This is a genomic window from Wandonia sp., from assembly GCF_984588085.1.
The window spans coordinates 38,007-58,859 of record NZ_CFIGVI010000004.1 but is presented as its reverse complement, the minus strand read 5'-3'; the positions used below and the strand labels follow the sequence as shown (position 1 = coordinate 58,859).

At 41.7% G+C, this 20,853-nt stretch carries 17 protein-coding genes; 6 read left to right on the top strand and 11 right to left on the bottom strand.

Annotated features, from left to right (window positions below; genetic code table 11):
• Window positions 1-4: 4 nt before the first annotated feature.
• Window positions 5-1,282 carry a glutamyl-tRNA reductase gene (gene hemA / locus AC4PL9_RS02815; protein ID WP_491603266.1) on the bottom strand — a complete coding sequence of 426 codons (1,278 nt, stop codon included), beginning with the start codon at window positions 1,280-1,282 and terminating at the stop codon, window positions 5-7.
• Window positions 1,283-1,454: 172 nt separating this feature from the next.
• Window positions 1,455-1,814 carry a hypothetical protein gene (locus AC4PL9_RS02810; protein ID WP_491603265.1) on the bottom strand — a complete coding sequence of 120 codons (360 nt, stop codon included), beginning with the start codon at window positions 1,812-1,814 and terminating at the stop codon, window positions 1,455-1,457.
• A 178-nt stretch (window positions 1,815-1,992) separates the two neighbouring features.
• Between AC4PL9_RS02810 and AC4PL9_RS02805 the strand changes: the two genes are divergently transcribed.
• The gene (locus AC4PL9_RS02805) at window positions 1,993-2,625 is read left to right on the top strand and encodes a LysE family translocator (protein WP_343784651.1); all 633 of its coding nucleotides are present in this window, start codon (window positions 1,993-1,995) and stop codon (window positions 2,623-2,625) included.
• A 48-nt stretch (window positions 2,626-2,673) separates the two neighbouring features.
• Complete coding sequence (locus AC4PL9_RS02800) at window positions 2,674-4,368, top strand: hypothetical protein (RefSeq protein WP_491603264.1); 1,695 nt, start codon at window positions 2,674-2,676, stop codon at window positions 4,366-4,368.
• 198 nt (window positions 4,369-4,566) lie between these two features.
• Here AC4PL9_RS02800 and AC4PL9_RS02795 read toward each other — a convergent pair whose 3' ends face one another.
• Window positions 4,567-5,520, bottom strand: coding sequence for a restriction endonuclease (locus AC4PL9_RS02795; protein ID WP_491603263.1), 954 nt, complete (start codon window positions 5,518-5,520; stop codon window positions 4,567-4,569).
• A 285-nt stretch (window positions 5,521-5,805) separates the two neighbouring features.
• Between AC4PL9_RS02795 and AC4PL9_RS02790 the strand changes: the two genes are divergently transcribed.
• The gene (locus AC4PL9_RS02790) at window positions 5,806-9,666 is read left to right on the top strand and encodes a PKD domain-containing protein (protein WP_491603262.1); all 3,861 of its coding nucleotides are present in this window, start codon (window positions 5,806-5,808) and stop codon (window positions 9,664-9,666) included.
• 7 nt (window positions 9,667-9,673) lie between these two features.
• Here AC4PL9_RS02790 and AC4PL9_RS02785 read toward each other — a convergent pair whose 3' ends face one another.
• The 8 genes from AC4PL9_RS02785 to panC all read right to left on the bottom strand — a co-directional run bounded on the left by AC4PL9_RS02785 (window position 9,674) and on the right by panC (window position 16,749).
• Window positions 9,674-9,868, bottom strand: a complete 195-nt coding sequence (locus tag AC4PL9_RS02785; RefSeq protein WP_343784668.1) for a hypothetical protein — start codon at window positions 9,866-9,868, stop codon at window positions 9,674-9,676.
• Window positions 9,869-9,961: 93 nt separating this feature from the next.
• Window positions 9,962-11,776 (bottom strand): T9SS type B sorting domain-containing protein, encoded by a 1,815-nt coding sequence (locus tag AC4PL9_RS02780; protein WP_491603261.1) that lies wholly within the window; start codon window positions 11,774-11,776, stop codon window positions 9,962-9,964.
• Window positions 11,777-11,778: 2 nt separating this feature from the next.
• Window positions 11,779-12,387, bottom strand: coding sequence for a hypothetical protein (locus tag AC4PL9_RS02775; RefSeq protein ID WP_491603260.1), 609 nt, complete (start codon window positions 12,385-12,387; stop codon window positions 11,779-11,781).
• A gap of 18 nt (window positions 12,388-12,405) precedes the next feature.
• Window positions 12,406-13,881, bottom strand: a complete 1,476-nt coding sequence (locus AC4PL9_RS02770; RefSeq protein WP_491603259.1) for a phage tail-like protein — start codon at window positions 13,879-13,881, stop codon at window positions 12,406-12,408.
• 115 nt (window positions 13,882-13,996) lie between these two features.
• Entirely contained in the window at window positions 13,997-14,509 is a 513-nt protein-coding gene (gene rfaE2 / locus AC4PL9_RS02765) for a D-glycero-beta-D-manno-heptose 1-phosphate adenylyltransferase (RefSeq protein WP_491603258.1), read from the bottom strand.
• A complete protein-coding gene (locus AC4PL9_RS02760) occupies window positions 14,484-15,521 on the bottom strand; it encodes a lysylphosphatidylglycerol synthase transmembrane domain-containing protein (RefSeq protein WP_491603257.1) in 1,038 nt (345 codons plus the stop codon). Before AC4PL9_RS02760 ends, rfaE2 begins: the two co-directional genes overlap by 26 nt.
• The gene (gene panD / locus AC4PL9_RS02755) at window positions 15,522-15,872 is read right to left on the bottom strand and encodes an aspartate 1-decarboxylase (RefSeq protein ID WP_343784680.1); all 351 of its coding nucleotides are present in this window, start codon (window positions 15,870-15,872) and stop codon (window positions 15,522-15,524) included.
• A 25-nt stretch (window positions 15,873-15,897) separates the two neighbouring features.
• Complete coding sequence (gene panC, locus AC4PL9_RS02750) at window positions 15,898-16,749, bottom strand: pantoate--beta-alanine ligase (RefSeq protein ID WP_491603256.1); 852 nt, start codon at window positions 16,747-16,749, stop codon at window positions 15,898-15,900.
• 105 nt (window positions 16,750-16,854) lie between these two features.
• Here panC and AC4PL9_RS02745 point away from each other — a divergent pair, with 105 nt between their 5' ends.
• The 3 genes from AC4PL9_RS02745 to glmS are packed head-to-tail and all read left to right on the top strand — an operon-like array spanning window position 16,855 to window position 20,840.
• On the top strand, window positions 16,855-17,679 hold the full coding sequence (locus AC4PL9_RS02745) for a glycogen/starch synthase (protein ID WP_491603255.1): 825 nt from the start codon (window positions 16,855-16,857) through the stop codon (window positions 17,677-17,679).
• 20 nt (window positions 17,680-17,699) lie between these two features.
• Window positions 17,700-18,992: a DUF4270 family protein gene (locus AC4PL9_RS02740; protein WP_491603254.1), complete on the top strand. Its 1,293-nt coding sequence runs from the start codon at window positions 17,700-17,702 to the stop codon at window positions 18,990-18,992.
• Window positions 18,993-18,995: 3 nt separating this feature from the next.
• Window positions 18,996-20,840 (top strand): glutamine--fructose-6-phosphate transaminase (isomerizing), encoded by a 1,845-nt coding sequence (gene glmS, locus AC4PL9_RS02735; protein WP_491603253.1) that lies wholly within the window; start codon window positions 18,996-18,998, stop codon window positions 20,838-20,840.
• Window positions 20,841-20,853 lie beyond the last annotated feature (13 nt).

Sequence of the window (20,853 nt, the reverse complement as noted above, 5' to 3'; positions counted from 1 at the left end):
TTTATCAGGATTTGACCAGAATTTCTTTCGCCATTTTCATAGGAACACTGATGTATTTTTTTTCGATAAAGTCCAACATCTTTTCCAGTGTTTCCCGGGCAGAATCATCCAGATTGTCCATATCCTGTGCAAAAACGGCTTTTGCCGTTTGTTTGATATCTTTTATTTTTTGAGGAACATCGCGCATCGCTATTTCCACCTGACGTTGTTTGTACATCATACGGAAAGTGTCCATTTCTTTCAGTAGAATTTCCTCTACATACCTGATTTCTTTGGCGCGTTCTTTCAGATTTGCCTCACTAATGACCTTCAGATAGTCTACTGAAATGTGTTTTACAGCAAATCGATCTGCGATTTGAGGATCCAAATCATAAGGAATAGCAAGATCGATTACCGTTTTACGGGTAGTATCTCCCTGAAGGAGGTTACCGTATATATCCGGAGTAATAATATGTCCTTCAGCGCCTGTACAGGTAATGATTACATCAAACCCGTTTGCATATTTCGGAAGCTCTGTCAGCGGGAAAGCTTTCCCTTTCAGTTCACCTGCCAGTGTTTGTGCTTTGGAAAGTGTGCGGTTAAACACCACAAAGTTTGTAAAACCATGCTTCTTCAGAAAGCGGCTCATATTCGTGTTGGTTGTTCCGGCTCCGATGACCAGAAAACGGGCAGTAAGCGGAATATTCATTTCTCTTAACCTGTGATAGGCAAGAGAAACAACCGATACGGGTTTGGTAGAAATGGAAGTATTGGTATATACCTTTTTAGCGGTTTCAATAGTGTGTCGCATTAACAGGCGGATAAAATCTCCTGTTAATCCCATACGCTTGCAGGACTCAAATGATGAACGTACCTGTGTGATGATTTCACGTTCACCGATAACCATAGAGTCAATAGAAGACGCTACACGTAAAATATGTTCAACGGCTGATTCTCCTTCGAAGACCTCAGCTGCCTTTACAAAGCCGGCGCGTGTGCTTTCTTCCATATCCGGATAAAGATCGAAGAAAAAACGCTCCAGAAAATCCGGGTCACATTCTCCTCCGGATACCAACATAAATTCTACACGGTTACAGGTAGACAAGAAAAGGAGTTCATCTAATTGAAGCATCGATTTCACCTGACGAAGTCGCAATTCCTGCGCGTCCGGTTCAATATGCAGCTTTCCGATATCTGCTACTTCAAGGTTTTTGTGCGTAAATGCTATAACTTTAAAGTCTTTCAATGCTCTTTTCTTTGTACCGCAAAAATGGTATAGAAAGGTTAAACCTTTGTCATACATTTGTCAGTTTTTTACAATTTAAATTGATTTTAAATAAGCGGCTGCCAGTCTGCGTAAACACTACGATTGTGAAAAAATCGGAAAGGAAATCCCTAAGAAAAAACAGAATAGATAGGAAGTGATAAAAGAGGAATAAAAAAATCCCGGATGAGAACCCGGGATTATGCACTGATTAATATAAAGCTTCTTTCAGAGCCGTTCGGTAATCTTTGATTTCTTCACGGTTGATTTTGTGTTCATAATCCTTCAGAAGATTTAGGAAATAGACAAGATTTTCATTGTCTTCAATCTCTAGCGGATACTCACCTCCGTCTTCATCTTCTTCGTATTGTGCTTCAACGTCGTATGCGTTGTTTTCTTCAAGGTATTCGTATGTCAGACGAATAGACTTCGTTACCAATGGATCTTCTTCCTGAAGTGCATATTCGCGAAGCTTTTTCAACTTCGGTACAAGTGCTTCGACGTCAATTCCGTCTTTCTCAACAATGGCAATGAGTTCGTCTATTAATTTATTAGCTGCTGCAATTTTCATGCTTAATGATTTTGACACAAAAATAGAAAGAACATTAGTTTGCCGAAAAAAACAACCTATTATTTTTCAGAAATATTCATTTTTTCTTTATCTGTCGGTGAAATGCATCCGGCTGATTTTTATCAGAAAAGAGGAATACTAAAATTGTATTACTATTTTTGCTCAAAAAGCAAACATTTTGGGAGTAGTAATATTAAAAGGAATAATGACCGGTCTGGTTTTGAGTTTTATGCTCGGTCCGGCGTTCTTTTTACTCCTCGAAACAAGTTTGAAAAAAGGAATCCGTGCTGCTGCGGCCTTAGATTTGGGAGTTTTGGTGTCCGATTTGATCTACATCGGGCTTGCTTACTTTTTTTATAATGAGGTCAGTTCTTTGACCGAAAGCGAAAACCAGGGGTGGTTACAGATTTTCGGAGGAGTTATTCTCATCATTTATGGGGTAATAACGGCGATGAAGAGGACAAAGGGAGATATCAAAGCTGATTTTGTACAGAAAGTGCACAACCCGAGAGATTACTGGGTGTTATTCCTCAAAGGGTTTTTCCTGAACATTGTCAACCCCATGGTCATTTTTTACTGGTTTGGTGTAATAACCATAGCGGCCGCAAAAATTGAAGACGGCGACACGTACATCGTACTTTTTATCTCAACGATTTTATTTACCTTTTTCTCTATTGACCTGCTCAAAATCATAGGCGCAAAGAAATTGAGAGGATTTATTACCCCTTATCTGCTCAAGCGACTTAACCTGTTTACGGGGTTTATCCTGATTATCTTCGGTCTGGTGTTAATTATTCGTGGACTGTTGTAACCGATTCCCTTTTTATCGTTATTATCTTTGTAGAAACTTTATAGAATTATGCGTACGCTTTTCATAGCTTTTTCTCTTTTTATTTCTTATTTCTCTTTTACTCAGGAAGTTCGTAAAGAGAACCTTTCAAAACCGGTTCGGTCGTATTGGGACTTTAACAAAATACAAATCCAGAGTAAAGGGTATTACTATGTAGACGAGCTGGGGGAAACCGGACTGAAACATGGCAACTGGACGTATTACAACAAAGCAGGTAACGTTGAAGAGGAACAAAATTATTACAAAGGAAAATTGCACGGAGCGGTTAAATTGTTCTATACCGAAGACCAGTTAAAGCAGGAAGGATATTTTAAACTGGACAAACAGGATAGCGTGTACCGGGAATGGTACGAAAACGGTAACCTGAAAGAGGAGGGATACTATACCAATGACTATCCTTCGGGAAAATGGAGTTATTATTACCCGGAAGGGAATCTAATGATGGAGGAAGAGATTGTCGACAGTACCAATTTTCTGGTTTCTTTTTATTTACCGGATTCCACGCAAACGGCTAAAGACGGAACAGGAGAGACGCGAATTTACTATTCGCTTGGTAAAATAAAGGAGCGGTATTCCTATAAAGACGGGCTAAAAGACGGTGCTTTTGAAGAATACCACCTGCTCGGACACAAAGAGGTGGAGGGGTATTACAAAGCAGGAGAAAAAGACGGAAGCTGGAAACATAGGTATTATACAGGATCTTTGGAAAAAGAGGTGAGTTACAAATCCGGATTGCTGGACGGACCCTATACCTTATACTACGATAACGGAAAGGTAAAAGTTGAAGGAGAGTACGAGCAGGGGAAGAAAACAGGAACGTGGACATGGTATACAAACAGAGGAACGGTTGATATGACCGGGACATTTGAAAATGATCAGCAACACGGCGAATGGCGATACAATTATCCGACCGGAGAGTTATCGTATATTGCGAATTATCAGGAAGGTTTAATGCATGGCGAATGGAAGTATTTCTATAAAGACGGTTCCAAATTCAAAACGGGAACCTACCAAAATGACCAGAAAGACGGAACCTGGCGAACCTGGTACGAAAATGGTCAGCTGCTTATGGAAGGAGACTACGTTGCCGGAAAGGAACAGGGCGAATGGCGGAACTATTGGGATGATGGGAAGATCAAAAATGTCGGAAATTTTAAAGACGGGGAACTAAACGGTGTCTGGGAATCGTATTACCCGAACGGAAAACCGAATATTATCGGCACTTATAAAGACGGGTATAAATCAGGAGAATGGATAGATTATTTTGAAAACGGAAAACCAAAAGACATTGGTAATTACAAAGTGACTTCCCGTAAGTCGAAAGTGAACAAAGGGCGTGTGATTTATGAGAGTGTCCGTCATGGAAAATGGCAGTCTTTTTCGTCAAAGGATTACCAGCTGACAGAGGAGGGTGAGTACAAAAACGGTGAAAAAACCGGACAATGGATTGCCTACCACAAAGGAGGAAGAGTTCCGGCAGTTATTTCTGAATACAAAGACGGGAAACTGGATGGAACGATGAGTGAATATGCCTGGAGAGGAAAAGCTCCGATCAGTGAAACGGAATACAAAAACGGGTTGAAACACGGCAAAATGATTGTGTACGACAAAAGAGGACGTAAAGTGCTCGAAAAGAAGTTTGAGTACGGAATGGAAGTGATAGAGAACAAGCAGCAGCAACCGGGTTATTTTTCTCCGAAGTAGTTTATGGTATAACGAATAATGACTTCTTGTTCAGTACATTATCCACAGGTGGTTAAGTAAATGGAATTAAAACGGACGTTTATTTTTTTGTTGGTTGCCGTTTTTCTTTTTTCAGAAATTCAAGTCCTAAAAACTTCAATTTCTCCTGTTTAGAACCAATTGTTAATCCCCACTTTCACGTATATTTTGTATACATTGTTAGCGGCTTTTGTTGTTCATTTTTTGTTGATTAATTATCTTATCAATCTTTTCTGTCCAATAGGTTCCCAAATATGTATTCAATAATTTCATTAAATTAGAAATATCTATCAATTCAATGCTTGGATTATTTTTTTCGAACTTTTTTGATTCTGACGAAAATCTTGAAGTTGTTATCAAAATTCCTTTGGTAGCTTTTTTGTCATTTACAACACCTAAAAGATTTCTTACATCACTAATTCCAATGGTCTGTTTAGTATACCTTTTACATTGAATTACAACTTTTTCTTTCTGTCCTAATTCATCTTTTTTTGCATTCACATCAATTCCTCCATCATAGCTTGATTTTGTAACAGAAACTTTATATTTCATATTTTCAAACAATGCTGCAATCAAGTATTCAAAATCAACTGGATTCAAATCCCAGAATATTTCTTTTGGATGTTTATAGTTGATATATCTCGCTCTTATTATTATACCACTATCACTTAATGCACTTAAACAGTTGTCAGGCAGCATCATGCAATTTGCTAAGAAATAGGCATCAATAGCCTTTACTGCTTCATTAGGAAAATGTGGTAACAAGTCTAAAACCCAGGTCAGTCCTTCCCATACTTCTCCTTTGTTTGTTAGGAATTTTGTTAGAACTCGTCTGTTATACTCTATTTTTGCATTATTTGAAGAGAAATATGTCTTTTCATCTTTTTTTGCTATAAGATTCTTAGCATAAAATTCGTCAGAACCAAATGTACTATTATGAATAAGAAATCTGCGTAAAATTGAACGAATCTCGTTATCAGTCCTTTGTTCTATTGTATCAAGATATTCATTCATCATTTCTTCAGTTGGAAAGCAATTATTCGGATACAGAAGATTATAATCCTTAGAAATCAATTTATCCAAGAAATCAGATAGGCTTAATTCTTTTGCGTATATGATGTCGTCGATGTTCATCTTTCAATTGCCGCTAACTAGTTTATATACACCCCAAAAACAGACTTATAACAACCATTATACGTGGAAGATTAGTGTAATTTTTGGTAAGGCATACGGTTCCAAAAGTAACATTTTTTTCAAATTATTCAACAGCTCCCTGTTTTTCACAAGTTTTTGGTAATCAAATAGGTATAAGGTTTTTGTTTGGAGGGGGTGAGTTAGGAAGATAGCCCCTCCTTCAACCCTTTTTTCAAGGAATACGACCCTCAAATACAACAAAGATATGCCCCGAACCATGCTAAAATGGGCGTAGGAGATCTGGAGTATGAATACATTATTTCTGAGGTACAGGCGATAAAAATTGTTGCTCGGTATAGTCTTTTTGCCCTAAATTTGTTGAAGAACTCTTCTACTATGGGTAAAAAAAAGACTTTTTGTATACTACTATTTCTGATTGCTTTTTCTTTTTCATTTGGGCAGAATTCGCTCAGAATCGGGGGGCCGGTCAACTACGTTCGTGTGGGTGATCTGGACGTGTCGGGGAACCAACTTACCGTAGAAGCACTGATCCACTACACCGGAGCTTCTGTCAATATTGTATCGAAACATACAGATCCGTCCAATGTAAATTATCTCCTGCGTATAGGGAGCTTTGAAATAACAACGACTTCCGGATTTGCCAACTTTGGAGGGGTGGCTGCGGCTGGTGTATCTCTGGTACAGGGAGAAACCTATCACGTTGCTGCTACCTATAACGGGCAATACCTGCGCTACTACGTGAATGGCTGTCTGACAGGTGAAATGGCCTGGACAGGGAACATGGTTACCAACAATCTGCAAACAGCAATAGGTCAGCAATCGAATTGTCAATGTGAACAGTTTAACGGATATATTGATGAGGTGCGTATCTGGAATGTCGCACGAACTCAGGCGCAGATTGCTGCCAATATGCTGGACTTACCCAACCCGACCACACAGGCAGGACTATTGGCGTATTACAAGTTCGAAGGAAATTATGCAAACGCACAGGGAAATGCCGCCTGGAACGGAGTTGCGGTAGGTTCTCCCCAATTTGAACCGATCCCTTATCCATATCCGACAACCATCGGTGTGACAGCGACAAGTTCTCCGGTAGTTTGTTCAAACACACCCACCGGGGCGATTGATATTGCAGGGAATGGAGGCTATCTTCCGTATTCGTATTCGATAGACGGAACAAACTTTTCTGCATCGTCGTCATTTGCAAATCTGGCTCCGGGAAATTATACGGTGTATGCCCGTTCAAATACCAATTGTTTCGCCACCTCTACCGTCACGGTTCAGGATCAGCCGGCTCTTACCGATAATCTTGTAACAACAGATGTGACCTGTAATGGTGCGGATGACGGTTCGGCTGAAATTACCCCGGCCGGAGGAAACGGACCCGCTTATACGTTTCAGTGGTCAACAGGCACGACGAATAACCAGCAGATTACAAACCTTTCTCCCGGAAATTATTCTGTAACCGTTTCCGATAGTTGTAAAATGGAGGGAAATGAATTGGTAAATAACGGTCATTTTGAAGAAGGAAGCACCGGGTTTACGAGTGATTATACATATTGTAATGACTGCTTTTCAGGGGTAAATGACCTTCCGGGTGGGAATTACCTGGTTAGTAATGACGCTAGTCTTCACCACGCTGCCTTTCAGGGGACGGGTAATGGTGGAACCGGTAATTTTATGATTGTCAACGGAGCTCAGGTTGCCAATACAAATGTTTGGTGTCAGACGATTGCAGTACAACCCAACACCTATTACGTATTTTCTGCGTATGTGGCATCCATGCATCCAACCTCTCCGGCTGATTTACAGTTTAATGTCAACGGAAATCTTCTGGGGCAGGTTTTTACAGCACCTTCGGCAACGAATGTCTGGAATCGGTTTTTCTCCACCTGGTATTCGGGGACAAGTACAACCGCAACAATTTGTATTGTGAATCAGAATATAAACCCGGGAGGAAATGACTTTGGTTTAGATGATATTTCATTTAAAGAATGCGTTTCCTGTGAGCTGCAAACCAATTTTGTCATTACTGAACCAACAATTTTGTCTGCCAGTGCATCCGTAACAAATGAGATTTGCGGAAACAACAACGGAGAAATTGCCGTCACAGCTACAGGGGGAACGGGGACAATACAGTACAGCATTGATAACGGGGTGAATTTTCAGACTTCTTCGGTTTTTCAAAACCTGGCTCCCGGAAACTATACAATTCAAGTCACTGATGCGAATAATTGCAGTACAACAGTTACCGCCACTGTCGGAACAGATGGAGGACCTGTGGTGTCGGCGGGCAATGATCAGACTATCTGTGCGGGACAAACCGTAACATTATCCGGTTCCGGTGCAGATACCTATACCTGGGATAATGGAGTTACGGACGGGGTCGCTTTTGCTCCTTCGGGAACAACAACTTATACTGTAACAGGAACAGATGCGTTCGGCTGTACAGCTACGGATGATGTGACCATTACAGTTTTATCTCTTCCGTCAATAGATGCAGGTGTTGACCAATCAATTTGTTCGGGAGCTTCGGTAACATTATCCGGTTCCGGTGGTGACAGTTATACGTGGGACAATGGAGTAACCGATAGCCAGACCTTTACACCCGCTGTTGGTGCAGTTACATATACGGTTACGGGAACAGATGCGAATGGTTGTTCCAACACAGATAATGTGACGGTAACGGTTTGGGCGTTACCTGTAATCGATGCCGGAACTGATCAATCAGTTTGTTCGGGAACTTCGGTAACATTATCCGGTTCCGGTGGGGATAGTTATGTATGGGACAACGGAGTAACCGATAATCAGGTTTTTACCCCTGCTGTCGGTACGGTTACATATACGGTTACCGGAACAGATGTCAATGGTTGTTCGAATACGGATAATGTGACGGTAACGGTTTGGGCGTTACCTGCGATAGATGCCGGGGCTGACCAGTCGGTTTGTTCGGGAACTTCGGTAACATTATCCGGCTCGGGTGGTGACAGTTATACATGGGACAACGGGGTCGTCGATAATCAGGCATTTACCCCCGCTGTCGGTACGGTTACATACACGGTTACGGGAACAGATGCGAATGGTTGTTCCAATACGGATAATGTGAGCATTACTGTATTTCAACTTCCTGCAATAGATGCGGGTAATGATCAGGTGGCATGTGACGGAGATTTAATCACGCTTGCTGCTTCGGGTGGAACGACATATAGTTGGGACAACGGTGTGATTGACAATCAGCCTTTTTCGCAAGCAATAGGTGTTGTTATCTATACCGTTACGGGAACAGATGCAAACGGATGTGTCAATACGGATCAGGTGCAGGTAACCGTGCATTCGCTTCCGCAACCAACATTTACCGTAGACAACAACAAGGGGTGTGCTCCTTTGCAGGCGCAGGTAATCAATACAACACAGGGAATGGGTTCCGGAACCTGTATCTGGAATTTTGGGAATGGCATTTCTTCCGCATCCTGTTCGGGAAATTTACCGGAATACGTCTCTCCCGGATGTTATGATATCGAATTGACCTTTACAGACCAGAACGGCTGCCAGGGAGTTGCTTTGTTGTCTGACGCTGTTTGTGTGGATGCTGATCCGGTAGCCGATTTTTCCGTTTCACCGGTCGAAATCTCCAGTATTGATCCGGTAGCCTACTTTACGAATGAATCACAGGGTTCGGATACCTATCAATGGGAATATGGTGATGATAGTGGACAATACAGTGAAGAATCACCCTCACATGAATACGAAGAAGCCGGTCAGTATACGGTACAACTGATAGCAATTAGCACAAACGGTTGTCGGGATACGACTACGAAAGAGATTTTTATCCGGGACGAACTTATTTTCTTTGTCCCCAATACGTTTACCCCGGACGAGGATAAATACAACGAAGTTTTCCAACCAGTATTTACCTCGGGATTTGATCCGTATAGTTACAAACTATTGATATTTAACCGATGGGGAGAAATTCTCTTCGAGTCGAATAATGCGAGTGTGGGATGGGATGGAACCTATGGTGGAAAGATAGTGCCAAGTGGAACCTATATCTGGCAGATTCGTTTCGACCGGACACAGACAGACAACCCGGAATTTCACCAGGGACACGTCAATTTATTGCGATAGGATTCTGTTATTTTGAAACTTTCTGCCGACTCCAACCGAGACGACGGAAAACAATAAGAGCAAATCCGAAAGCACCCAAAAAAGCCAGTCCTGAAAAAGCAATGGACTTTACCAGAGGTTCACCGGATTTAATACAATAAACAAGAATATTAAGACTGAAAAGCAGAGCAAAGGTTAACTGATAAAAACGCCTGTCATTCATAATTTACACGTTGCGATTAAGATAAAGTTAACTAAAAAAATGAGCCTTGCAAAAAATGAAATGTTAAAAATGTTCAGGTAAAACAGATCGACTTTAGCGCAACACATTGACTGATCCTGAGAAACGCAAAGATGGAGATACATTTGGGTTGGTAGGAGACACAATAAAAACATATACGTATGTTCCTGTAGGGACAGGGCTTCCCTGATACGTCCCGTCCCAGGTTACGGCATCCGCTTCTGCCCCACCTTTTTGAGAAACAATAAGCTCTCCCCAACGATTGAAAACAAGCATTTCCAGATCATATATTTCGGAGGTTTGTGCAAAGAAAAAGTCATTCACCCCATCTCCGTCAGGGGTGAAAGAATTAGGGGCGTAAAACACGAACATTGCCGGAATAGTAATACGGTGATAAGCCGTGTCAATACATCCGCTTTCGGTTTGTTCAGCGATTAACCAGACATCAAAACTGGTTTCTTCTCCGTTTGTGGAGAAGGTATGTATAAAATTGGTCGTATTGTCCGGACTCAGCAATTCATCATTGACATACCATTCAAAAACATTTGCTCCGTCCGAAAGATTGGTGATCATATAATCAGAAACAAAATCTTCGTAATCGACGCTGTTGATTTGAAAGTCCGCCTGAATACTGATGTCTTCAATGTAAATGGAATCCGGAAAAGACCAACATCCTTCTGCATTCTGATAACTGACCAGTACTGTACCACCTATAACATCTCCCCAGCTAATAGTAGCAGAAGGGCTTCCTTGTCCATCCTGTACGGATGCCCCGGAATTATCCGGAATACTCCATTCGTACCAGGGTTGGTTTAGAGGTGTTGTTACCTGTACAGGTGAATGATTGTAACAGGCTGTTTCTTCTGCGAAAATCACCGGTGCCACCGGAGTTCTGTGTGCCAGAGCATAATGTTCCTGAACAAAATCAGACTGACGGTACGTCTTGTGGTAAACGTAATTGATATCCGGAGTAGAAGAGTAGTCATAAATTGCTTTCCAGGTAGGGTTATCCCAACGGGCAATATCCGGATAAACGCCATCTGTTGCAGGAAGTGAAGCAAAATCAAGATCAAAATTACTAGTTGAATCGGATGCGTTAAACGTATAAAAATAAGCCGTTTGAATTTTACATAGAGACGTGTCTTTGTCTGAAGATGGAGCTCCTGATAAATCGGGAGAATGGTGGTGGAAAGTAACATGAGCCGTGTCCGAAGAATTGCCCGGTAAAAGTTCAACTTTAATCGGACGGTGCCTGAAACTGTTTTCTGAAGATCCGGTAGGTATCAGGTTGGACGCTCCGGTATGGACTACCTTTTTTATTACTCCATCCTCATCTGTACTGATGATCCCTTCCGCCATAAATGTAGCATCATATACGATTGCTCCTGCATTTGGGTTATCAAGGTACAGAAAACGATCCGCAACAGCGAGTTCCCGCTGCGTAAGATCCAGTTGATTTCTCACACGTATGTGCTGTTGTTGCTCTTTTTTGTCGGTTCCGGTTAAAAGAAGATCATAAAAAGAGGAAATACTGTCCCCGGAGAAAAACTGGTAATCTCCGTACATTTCAACTAATCCGCTGTCAATGCGAAGCCGACCGTTATTGATCCAGTCCTGTTGTACTTTATAGTTGCCATCTGAGATTACAGATCCTGCATTCTGAAGCTCAAAATTTCCGGGATTCTGATCGCTGTAGGTTTGAAGAAAGCCATGGTGAGACAAGAGAGCTGAAGTACCCGAGATTACGCAATTTCCATAGGTGTGCACTTCAGCATTCCGGGCAATGAAGAAAGTATCTGCTGTAGAGAAAAGCGTTGGTTCATTTTGTGCAGAAACGGACAGACTGATCAATAGCCCAAGTAAACCGATACAGGATATGCGATAAATCATCTTTATTCTAACGTTACCTGAAATTGTTTCATTCCCTGCGGAACTTCAAAAACAGAAGGATCAAGTCGAGTTTCTTCGGCAGTAAGATTAATCGTATACGATCCGGTTGTCTTGTTTACGACAATTTTTCGGGGAAGTTTTTCAATTTGGAAGGCATCCAGTAGTTCATACAGAGGATCGTTAAAAAAAGCAGATAATCCACTGAGGTTGATGTTTTCAGGGCCAATATAGGCAATTGCTGTGCCGATGTCCGAAACCAGTGTATAGCCTTCGCAATTGAAACCATCTATCATTAATGCGTCAGTTTTGGTTTGCCGCTGAATTTTCGGGATCTGATTTTTTTCGACTTCGTCTTTCAGAATCGAGTAATATCCTTTTTCCTCGAAAAGCGGACTGTCCATACAAATTTTCACCTCCTGCCGGTTCGAAGAAACGAGAACTTTGTAGTTGCCTTCAGGTGTGTCCGAGACAATGGCAATTTGATTTCCCCGGACGAAAAAATGGAATCGGGTAGTTACACCATCCTGAATTTTAGTACAGTGAATGATGCCTTCAAACGCGACTGACGTGAAGGTCAGAAAAACACTGAATGCGATAAGAATATGTTTCATGTCTGGTTGTTATTTGGGTTAATTACCGATTTTTCCCCGAACTGAATACGATTGATAGTCCCCATCCGGAAGAGAAACGGTTCCTGAATGTTTGACAGCAAAACCGCCTGCTCCGGGAACCGAATTGTTAAACGAGTTGTTGATGAGATTGGCGAGGCTGTTCAGAGCAGATGAGAACCCGGGGATAGGAGCACAAACATTACCAATAAAAGGAATGTTTAAACAAATTTCCAGAGAAGTCCCTCCGAAATCTACAGGTTGTGAAGAAGCAGTTCCGGGTTCTCCGAAGTCACCACCTCCGCCACCTCTGGCAGTAATAGCAATAGTTCCCTGTACCGGACCCAGTGAAAAGTTTTGAGAGAAACTTTCATTCACAGGCGCTCCTTCGTCGTCATCGTATTCTGATGCTGCATTGTTTCCGTTGGACCAGATTCCTACCACGGTTGAGCAGGAACCCTGAGATCCGCCACCACCAAGTCCGTCGGGCATTCCTCCGCTTCCTCCGGCTCCTGCGGCGATACAAAGTGTGAAAGGTCCCAGGTTAATGGGTTGGAATGCACCGACTGTAAGCCCTGCTCCACCTCCCCCGTAAATCATTCCCGAGTTGCGAATTTCAGCATTACAGTTTATTTCAAAAGCTGTTCCTCCGTCTTCTCCGTTTTGCCCCATAAGCTGTGGACCGTTTCCTCCTTTTCCAAAAACATACCCCCGGTTGATAATTCCGATATTGCAATTGGGATTGATTAATCCTGTAGTAAATGCTGGGGTTGTCGCACTGGCGGAACGAATGCCAACATGATCCTCAATGGTTACAACAACACAATTGTTACCACTTACCCCGTTATTGGAAAGATCGTAGTTTACCTGATCTGTTGAAATTGTTACTTCATCACACGCCTGAAGTGTCACTTTTACTGACTTTGCAAGGGCAGTTTCTTCACAAAAAGCAAATACAGTGACAAAATGATCTCCTCCCGTTTCAAACACACTGGTTTGAATAGTAATAGTTACGGTGGTAGTTCCTCCGGTTGTTTCATACTGATCCAATCGGACAGTAGATTCCGGCGAAAACGTATGTACAACAGAAAGGTTAACCGGAAGGTTCTGACCGGAGTTGGTGGATTGACTTACAGTCACAGGAATTGTAAGAGAGAGTGTTGTAGCCCGGTTGAGTGTATAACTCGCCTGTTGAAAGGTAAGATCAAGGGCACAATCGTCACAGTTCTTTAAATAACTTGGAATCCAGCACGTACCGTTGTAAATTTCTTCCTGATTATCATCGGTATTGTAAATAATCAAACCGGTCGCCGGAGTTGTAATAGCATCGCGTTGTGCAACACTTAACCGGGGAACTAATAGTCCCTGGTGATCTGACTCAAGATGTAAAACAGCTGTCGGGTCTGGAGTAGCGGTATTAATTCCAACATTATTGTTCTGAGCAAAAACTAATGAGTGTAGAAAAACAAAGAAAAATATAATCCGTTTGCGTAGCATGATCCGATAATTTCAGCAAAATTAGAGATCATAAGTTGGCTGTAAATAAGCAGATTATTAAATATAGATTAACGGATATAAACTCAGTTTTAGCTGACTGAACTTTTTCTTGTGATTACTTTTTCATGCGCTCAATGGTCGCGGTTGTTGAAAAACCATCAACAAGATTGATTGTAACAACTTCTCCTCCGTTTTTCCGCACAATATCGGAGCCGACAATGTATTTTTTTGCGTCAGGATTGGTTTCGTTTGTGTCATAATCACCGCCTTTTACTAACACATCAGGGATGATTTTTTCAATAATTGAAAGAGGGGTCTGTTCCCCGAAAATAACAACGAAATCCACAAACCCCAATGCTGCCAACAGCATACTGCGCGCATGTTCCGGATTTACGGGGCGGTTGGGGCCTTTCGCCTGATCCCGCACTGATGCATCATCATTCATACCGATAACGAGGATGTCGCCCAATTCGGCAGCCTGAGCTAGATAAGTGATGTGTCCAAGATGAAGAATATCAAAACAACCATTTGTAAAGACAATCTTTTTACCTTCCTTCTTAAGCTCAGAAAGGTGCTGTTCCAGATCGTCGGAACCAATAATTTTATCCTTTATCTGATTCAGAATCATCTTCAGTAGTTATTTTAAAATTTTTAGAAAAGAAAAACAAAGAGATCAGTCCCAAAACGATCATCATTAATGTCTGAACTCCCCAGGTAATAGTTGCCAGAGCATAAGCGGTATCATGCGCACCGGTTCCTGTATAATCAGGAAAAGCATAAAAAGTAATTATACTACCGACAAATACAGGGTAGACACCAACACCGCCATTGGTCAGCATAATACCAATAGTTCCACCGATAAATGCCATCAGAATTCCACTTAGGGGAACTTCTTTTGTTTCTTCAAGCGAAAGAAAGCAGACTCCGAAGAAAACAACATAAAGAATCCAGATCAGAAATGAATAAAAAGTAAATGCAACAGGATTTTTGGACCTGAACACAGATAATACACCTTCTTTTATGTTTAGGAGCAGATCAACCACTTTCTTTCGCAGAGTCGGTTTTAACGCAAAAAATACAATAGCCAGCGCAAAAAGAACTACGATGGCAAGAAGGATCCACAACAGCAGATCGGATGAACCTCCGGTATTCTGAGCATCTGCCGGAAATAACTTGGCTTTTAATGCAAGAAAATCATCAAAGCTGACAGAAATAGTAAACAGAAAGATAATTCCTAAAATAGCTACATCGATTGCCCGTTCAGCGATAATCGTTCCGAAAGAACGTGCAAAAGGAATCTTATCCGACTTGACGAGCATTCCTGCCCGGGATGCTTCTCCTGCACGGGGAATGAGCATATTAACAATATACCCCACCATAATGGCATGATAGCGATGAGCAAATTTTGTCTTATACCCCATCGGCTCAAGTAAGTACTTCCATCTGTGTGCACGGGCGAGGTGACTCCCGAGACTAATAACAAGAGAAAGAAAAATCCATCCGTAATTGATCTCATACATTTTACGGAAAAAATTCTCCTTTTGAGTGTCGCTCATCTGATCATAGAAGTACCAAAAAAGATAAACCCCGACAAGTGTCGGAAGAACAATCTTGATAATTCCGATGAGTTTCTTTTTCAATTATTCGATCAGATTGGTTTGTTCATTGGGGAAAACCAGACTCGGCTTGAACGAGCGAGCCTCTTCAAAATCCATAAAACCGTATCCGATAATGATGACGATATCATTTACCGCACATCGCCTTGCTGCAGGTCCGTTAAGACAAATGGTCCCACTTCCCCTTTCACCTTTAATAACATACGTTTCAAGGCGTTCTCCGTTGTTACAGTTAACCACCTGAACACGCTCTCCTTCAATGAGGTTGGCGGCGTCCATTAGGTCTTCATCAATGGTAATACTACCAATGTAATTAAGGTCTGCCTGAGTTACCTTAACCCGGTGAATCTTTGATTTACAAACTTGAATCTGCATTTTTTCCTTTAAATACGGGACAAAGTTAAGGAATAAACTGCAGATTATCTATCAAACGGACATCACCACAATAGGCAGCGATGCAACAGATTGATCCTGAAACCCATTTGCTATGCAGTTCAGATAGGTTTTCAGGGTGAACAATGCTGATATATTCTGTTCGGATAGAAGTCATATTGAGGTACTCTCTCATCTTTTCTTTCACATCATCCGGAAGATGATCGGAACTCAACTTTTTACCTAACTGGAGCGCTTTATAAATGTGAGTAGCTTCTACTCGCTGCTCGTCAGAGAGGCGTTGATTGCGGCTGCTTTTTGCCAAACCTGAGGTTTCACGTTCGGTGGGGCAGGCAATAATTTCAAGAGGAAGTTCCAGATAATTAACCATATGTTTGATGATGGCAACCTGCTGAAAATCTTTTAACCCGAAATAGGCCTTTTGCGGTCGGATCAAATCAAAAAAGCGATAAACCACATTGACTACTCCCTCAAAATGACCGGGGCGGAAAGCTCCTTCCATAACTGTGTTAAGAGGAGCAAGTGGAACCGCTACAAGAGCAGTCTCATCCGGGTAATTGGGGTACATTTCCGTAACTGTAGGGATGAATACAGCATCGCAACCTGCACTTTGTAGCAGAAGAATGTCCTCTTCTATTGTGCGCGGGTATTTCTCCAGATCTTCCTGGTTGTTGAATTGTGTAGGATTGACAAAAACACTACAGATGACAACGTCATTTTCACTTTTTGCCTTGCGTATGAGAGAGAGGTGGCCTTCATGTAAGGCGCCCATTGTTGGAACAAACCCGGTTTTCCTTCCGGATTTCGCCTTTTCTTCCCGCCATTTACCTACTGTTTCCGCTGTATATAGCTTATCCAAAATAGTTCTTTTTTAGAGAGACAAACGGGCAAAACTATTCTTTTCTGTTGAATTTCCGCTTTTTTTTATATATTTTTGTGGTCTATTTACTAATTCGACTCTTTTATGGAGAAAAAACGAGTACTATTTGTTTCGCAGGAAATTAACCCTTTTCTGCCGAAGTCGGAAATTTCAACTGCTGTCCGTCGTTTATCACAAGGAATTCAGGAAGCGGGAAAAGAAATCAGAGTATTTATGCCAAAGTTCGGTTCTATCAATGAAAGAAGACACCAGTTGCATGAGGTGATTCGTCTTTCAGGAATGAACCTGATAATAGATGATCAGGATCATCCGCTGATAATTAAGGTAGCTTCGATCCCTTCAGCGAGAATGCAGGTATACTTTATTGATAACGAAGAGTACTTCAAGAGGAAAGCTGTTTATTGTGAAGAAAGCGGAGAGCCTTGTGCAGACAACGACGAGCGTTCTATGTTCTTCTGTAGAGGGGTTTTGGAAACCGTAAAAAAACTGGGTTGGAAACCGGATGTTATTCACTGTAACGGATGGATGACGGCATTTATGCCTATGTACCTGAAAGAAGTATACGGACAGGATCCACATTTTCAGGATACTAAAGTGATCTATTCATTGTACGAATCAGGATTTAAGGATAAGTACTGCGAAAGATTACCGGAGAAATTGAAATTTGATGGTTTCAGCGATGAAATGATTGATAAAGTGAAAGATGGGACTTGTGAATCTCTCACACATTTAGCGATGGATTACTCTGACGGTGTAATTTTATGTTCAGAGAATGTGTCAGGAAATACTAAAACTCATTTTGAGTCGTTATCTTCGCACAAGCTGGATTTTAATCCGGAAGAAACACAGGTTAAAGTTTTGTCTGATTTTATAGACAAGGTGATTGAAGAAGAGGTATTGATATCATAATGAAGAATCAAATAAAGGAAATGAAATGGCGGAGGGTGGTTAAGCTCTCCGCTTTTTTGCTGCTGATAGTAAGTGTTGTCGCTGCTTGTAAAAAAACGGAAAATATAATCGGGAAAGAAGTATATGATCCGGAAGCTTTACTAGATGCTGACGGTGTGGATACGTTTCAGTTGATCACATATTGTGAGTTGGACGACTCCGTAATCTCCAGTGGAACGAGCAATGTTTTATTAGGATCGTATAATGATCCTGTTTTCGGTGAAGTGGATGCGGGGTTTTACTCTCAGTTTCGATTGCCTACAAATAATCCTGATTTTGGAAATATCGGAGATATTATTGTCGATTCTGTAGTTTTGAGTCTTGAGTATGATGATCATTACGGAGAGGTTACAGCTCCTCAGACCTATCGGGTATACCGTATGCAGGAAGATATTTACCTGGATACTTTCTATTATAATTTTCAGGATAAGCTGACGGAAGCAACTTCTCTTGTACCTATGGGCAGTGAAGTTATTCAACCCAAACCGGGACAAGAAGTAATGCTGGCAAACGATACGCTGGATCCTCAGTTACGTATTCCGCTTGAGACCAGCTTTGGTTGGGAAATTATCAATGCATCACAGAATGGAACATTGGTAGATAATGCTACGTTCTTAGAGACATTCAAAGGGTTGTATATTACCACAGAAAATGGTCCGTGGGCGCAGGGTGAGGGATCAATTCTCATGTTGGATCTTACAGACCCTCAATCGTTGATCACCTTATACTATACACAGGCAGGAGAGAAAAAAGAATATGCACTACTCGCAAATTCATCCTGTGCCTATTACAACCGACTGAAATTTTCAAATGCAGGAAGTAAGTCCCGACTGGTACTGGATAATCCGGATCAGGGAATGTATGAATTTTATGCACAATCAGGATTGATTCGCGCAAAGATTGATTTCCCTTCTGTTAAAGACATAAACAGCAAAGCAGTAATTCACAGGGCGATTCTTTATCTCCCGGTGAGTTATTTCACTGGAGGAGAGTTCTTCCCGAGTCTGGTGACTCGTGCAATGTCGGATGTTGGAGGTGTTGGAGACAATGTCGGTATTGTCGAAGGAGAATATAACAATACCTTTAAACGCTACACTTTTGCATTGACAAATTATGTTCAGGATTTGGTTAGAGAAGGAGGATTTGCGACGGAACTAGGTGTAAAAATTGCCCCGTATTCCTTTGGTGGTTCTACAGAACGTATTGTGTTTAATGGTCCCTGGACGACCAACAAAGAAAAACCGAAATTAGTTATCACTTATACAGAGTATTAGTCTATGTGTGGAATCGTAGCGTATATCGGGAACAAAGATGCGTATCCCGTGTTAATTAAAGGTCTGAAAAGACTAGAGTATCGTGGGTATGATAGTGCTGGAGTAGCGATCATGAACAACGCCGATATTAAGACGTACAAGAAGAAGGGGAAAGTGGTGAACTTGCAGGAATTTGCTGAAAAACACGATCTTTCCGGTACGATCGGAATCGGGCATACACGTTGGGCTACGCATGGTGAGCCAAATGATCAGAATGCACACCCTCACATTTCGGGAGATGGAGATCTTGCGTTAGTGCATAATGGGATTATTGAGAATTATGATGTTCTTAAAGAAGGTCTGAAAGCACGAGGACATGTTTTTTCAAGCGAAACAGATACAGAAGTTTTAGTGCACCTTATCGAAGACATTAAACGTCACGAGAAAGTTGATCTTGAAGAAGCAGTTCGGCTGGCATTAAGTAGTGTCGTGGGTGCATATGCTATTGTTGTGCTTTCAAAAGAAGAACCGAACCGTATTGTAGCGGCAAGAAAATCCAGTCCTCTAGTAGTGGGTATTGCAGATAACAATGAATTTTATCTGGCTTCAGATGCAACTCCTATTGTAGAGTATACAAAGAATGTGGTTTACCTGGAAGATGAAGAGATTGCAATCATAGACCGGGAAACTGGATTGAAGATTATCGATATTCGAAACCGGGAACAAACACCTTACGTGCAGCAACTGGAATTAGAGTTGGAAGCATTGGAAAAAGGCGGATACGAGCATTTCATGTTAAAGGAAATCTATGAGCAGCCTCGTTCTATTTACGATTGTTTCCGCGGAAGATTAAACGTAGAAGAAGGTTGGGTAGGTCTTGGCGGAATCAAGGACTACGAACGGAAGTTGGTAAATGCTAACCGGATTATTATGGTGGCCTGTGGTACATCCTGGCATGCTGCGCAAGTTGGGGAATACCTGATTGAAGACCTGGCCAGAATTCCGGTAGAAGTTGAATATGCAAGTGAATTTCGGTACAGAAACCCGATCATTAATGAAAATGATGTGGTAATTGCAATTTCTCAGTCTGGAGAAACAGCCGATACACTGGCAGCAATAGGGCTTGCTAAATCAAAAGGCGCTACCATTCTTGGAATATGTAATGTCGTAGGATCTTCGATATCCCGTGTTACGGATGCCGGTTCCTATACACACGCAGGTCCTGAGATCGGAGTGGCTTCTACTAAGGCTTTTACTGCTCAGGTAACCGTACTGACGTTAATGGCGCTTTCCATTGCCCGTAAAAAGGGTACACTTGGTGAGTCAAGACTGCGTGCCCTGTTGGGTGATCTGGAAGCAATTCCTGCGAAGGTCGAGAAAGTACTTGAAAAGAGTAATATTGTTGAAGAGGTGGCGGCAGTGTATAAAAATGCTGCTAACGCGTTGTACCTGGGAAGAGGAAATTGTTTTCCTGTAGCTCTTGAAGGTGCGTTGAAGTTAAAGGAAATCTCTTATATCCATGCAGAGGGATACCCGGCTGCGGAAATGAAACACGGTCCGATTGCACTTATTGACGAAGAGATGCCCGTAATCGTTTTAGCGACAAAAGGGACTTCGTATGAAAAAGTAGTGTCCAATATTCAGGAAGTAAAAGCCCGCAAAGGAAAAATTATAGCGATTATTACCGAAGGGGATGTGCAGGTAAAAGAACTGGCAGATCATTATATTGAAATTCCGGATACGGATGAAAATCTGGTTCCTTTATTGGCAACCATTCCTTTACAATTGTTCTCCTATTACGTGGCAGTAATGCGAGGATGTAATGTGGATCAACCGAGAAATCTTGCGAAATCAGTTACGGTAGAATAACCGTATAAAAGAT

What these genes read in the sequence shown, in the direction of transcription:
- AC4PL9_RS02795 (WP_491603263.1), bottom strand. Translation starts at nt 5,520, where the DNA reads ATGAACATCGACGACATCATATACGCAAAAGAATTAAGCCTATCTGAT.
- AC4PL9_RS02770 (WP_491603259.1), bottom strand. Translation starts at nt 13,881, where the DNA reads ATGCTACGCAAACGGATTATATTTTTCTTTGTTTTTCTACACTCATTA.
- AC4PL9_RS02745 (WP_491603255.1), top strand. Translation starts at nt 16,855, where the DNA reads ATGGAGAAAAAACGAGTACTATTTGTTTCGCAGGAAATTAACCCTTTT.
- AC4PL9_RS02775 (WP_491603260.1), bottom strand. Translation starts at nt 12,387, where the DNA reads ATGAAACATATTCTTATCGCATTCAGTGTTTTTCTGACCTTCACGTCA.
- glmS (WP_491603253.1), top strand. Translation starts at nt 18,996, where the DNA reads ATGTGTGGAATCGTAGCGTATATCGGGAACAAAGATGCGTATCCCGTG.
- rfaE2 (WP_491603258.1), bottom strand. Translation starts at nt 14,509, where the DNA reads ATGATTCTGAATCAGATAAAGGATAAAATTATTGGTTCCGACGATCTG.
- panD (WP_343784680.1), bottom strand. Translation starts at nt 15,872, where the DNA reads ATGCAGATTCAAGTTTGTAAATCAAAGATTCACCGGGTTAAGGTAACT.
- hemA (WP_491603266.1), bottom strand. Translation starts at nt 1,282, where the DNA reads ATGTATGACAAAGGTTTAACCTTTCTATACCATTTTTGCGGTACAAAG.
- AC4PL9_RS02810 (WP_491603265.1), bottom strand. Translation starts at nt 1,814, where the DNA reads ATGAAAATTGCAGCAGCTAATAAATTAATAGACGAACTCATTGCCATT.
- AC4PL9_RS02800 (WP_491603264.1), top strand. Translation starts at nt 2,674, where the DNA reads ATGCGTACGCTTTTCATAGCTTTTTCTCTTTTTATTTCTTATTTCTCT.
- AC4PL9_RS02780 (WP_491603261.1), bottom strand. Translation starts at nt 11,776, where the DNA reads ATGATTTATCGCATATCCTGTATCGGTTTACTTGGGCTATTGATCAGT.
- AC4PL9_RS02740 (WP_491603254.1), top strand. Translation starts at nt 17,700, where the DNA reads ATGAAATGGCGGAGGGTGGTTAAGCTCTCCGCTTTTTTGCTGCTGATA.
- AC4PL9_RS02790 (WP_491603262.1), top strand. Translation starts at nt 5,806, where the DNA reads ATGGGCGTAGGAGATCTGGAGTATGAATACATTATTTCTGAGGTACAG.
- AC4PL9_RS02785 (WP_343784668.1), bottom strand. Translation starts at nt 9,868, where the DNA reads ATGAATGACAGGCGTTTTTATCAGTTAACCTTTGCTCTGCTTTTCAGT.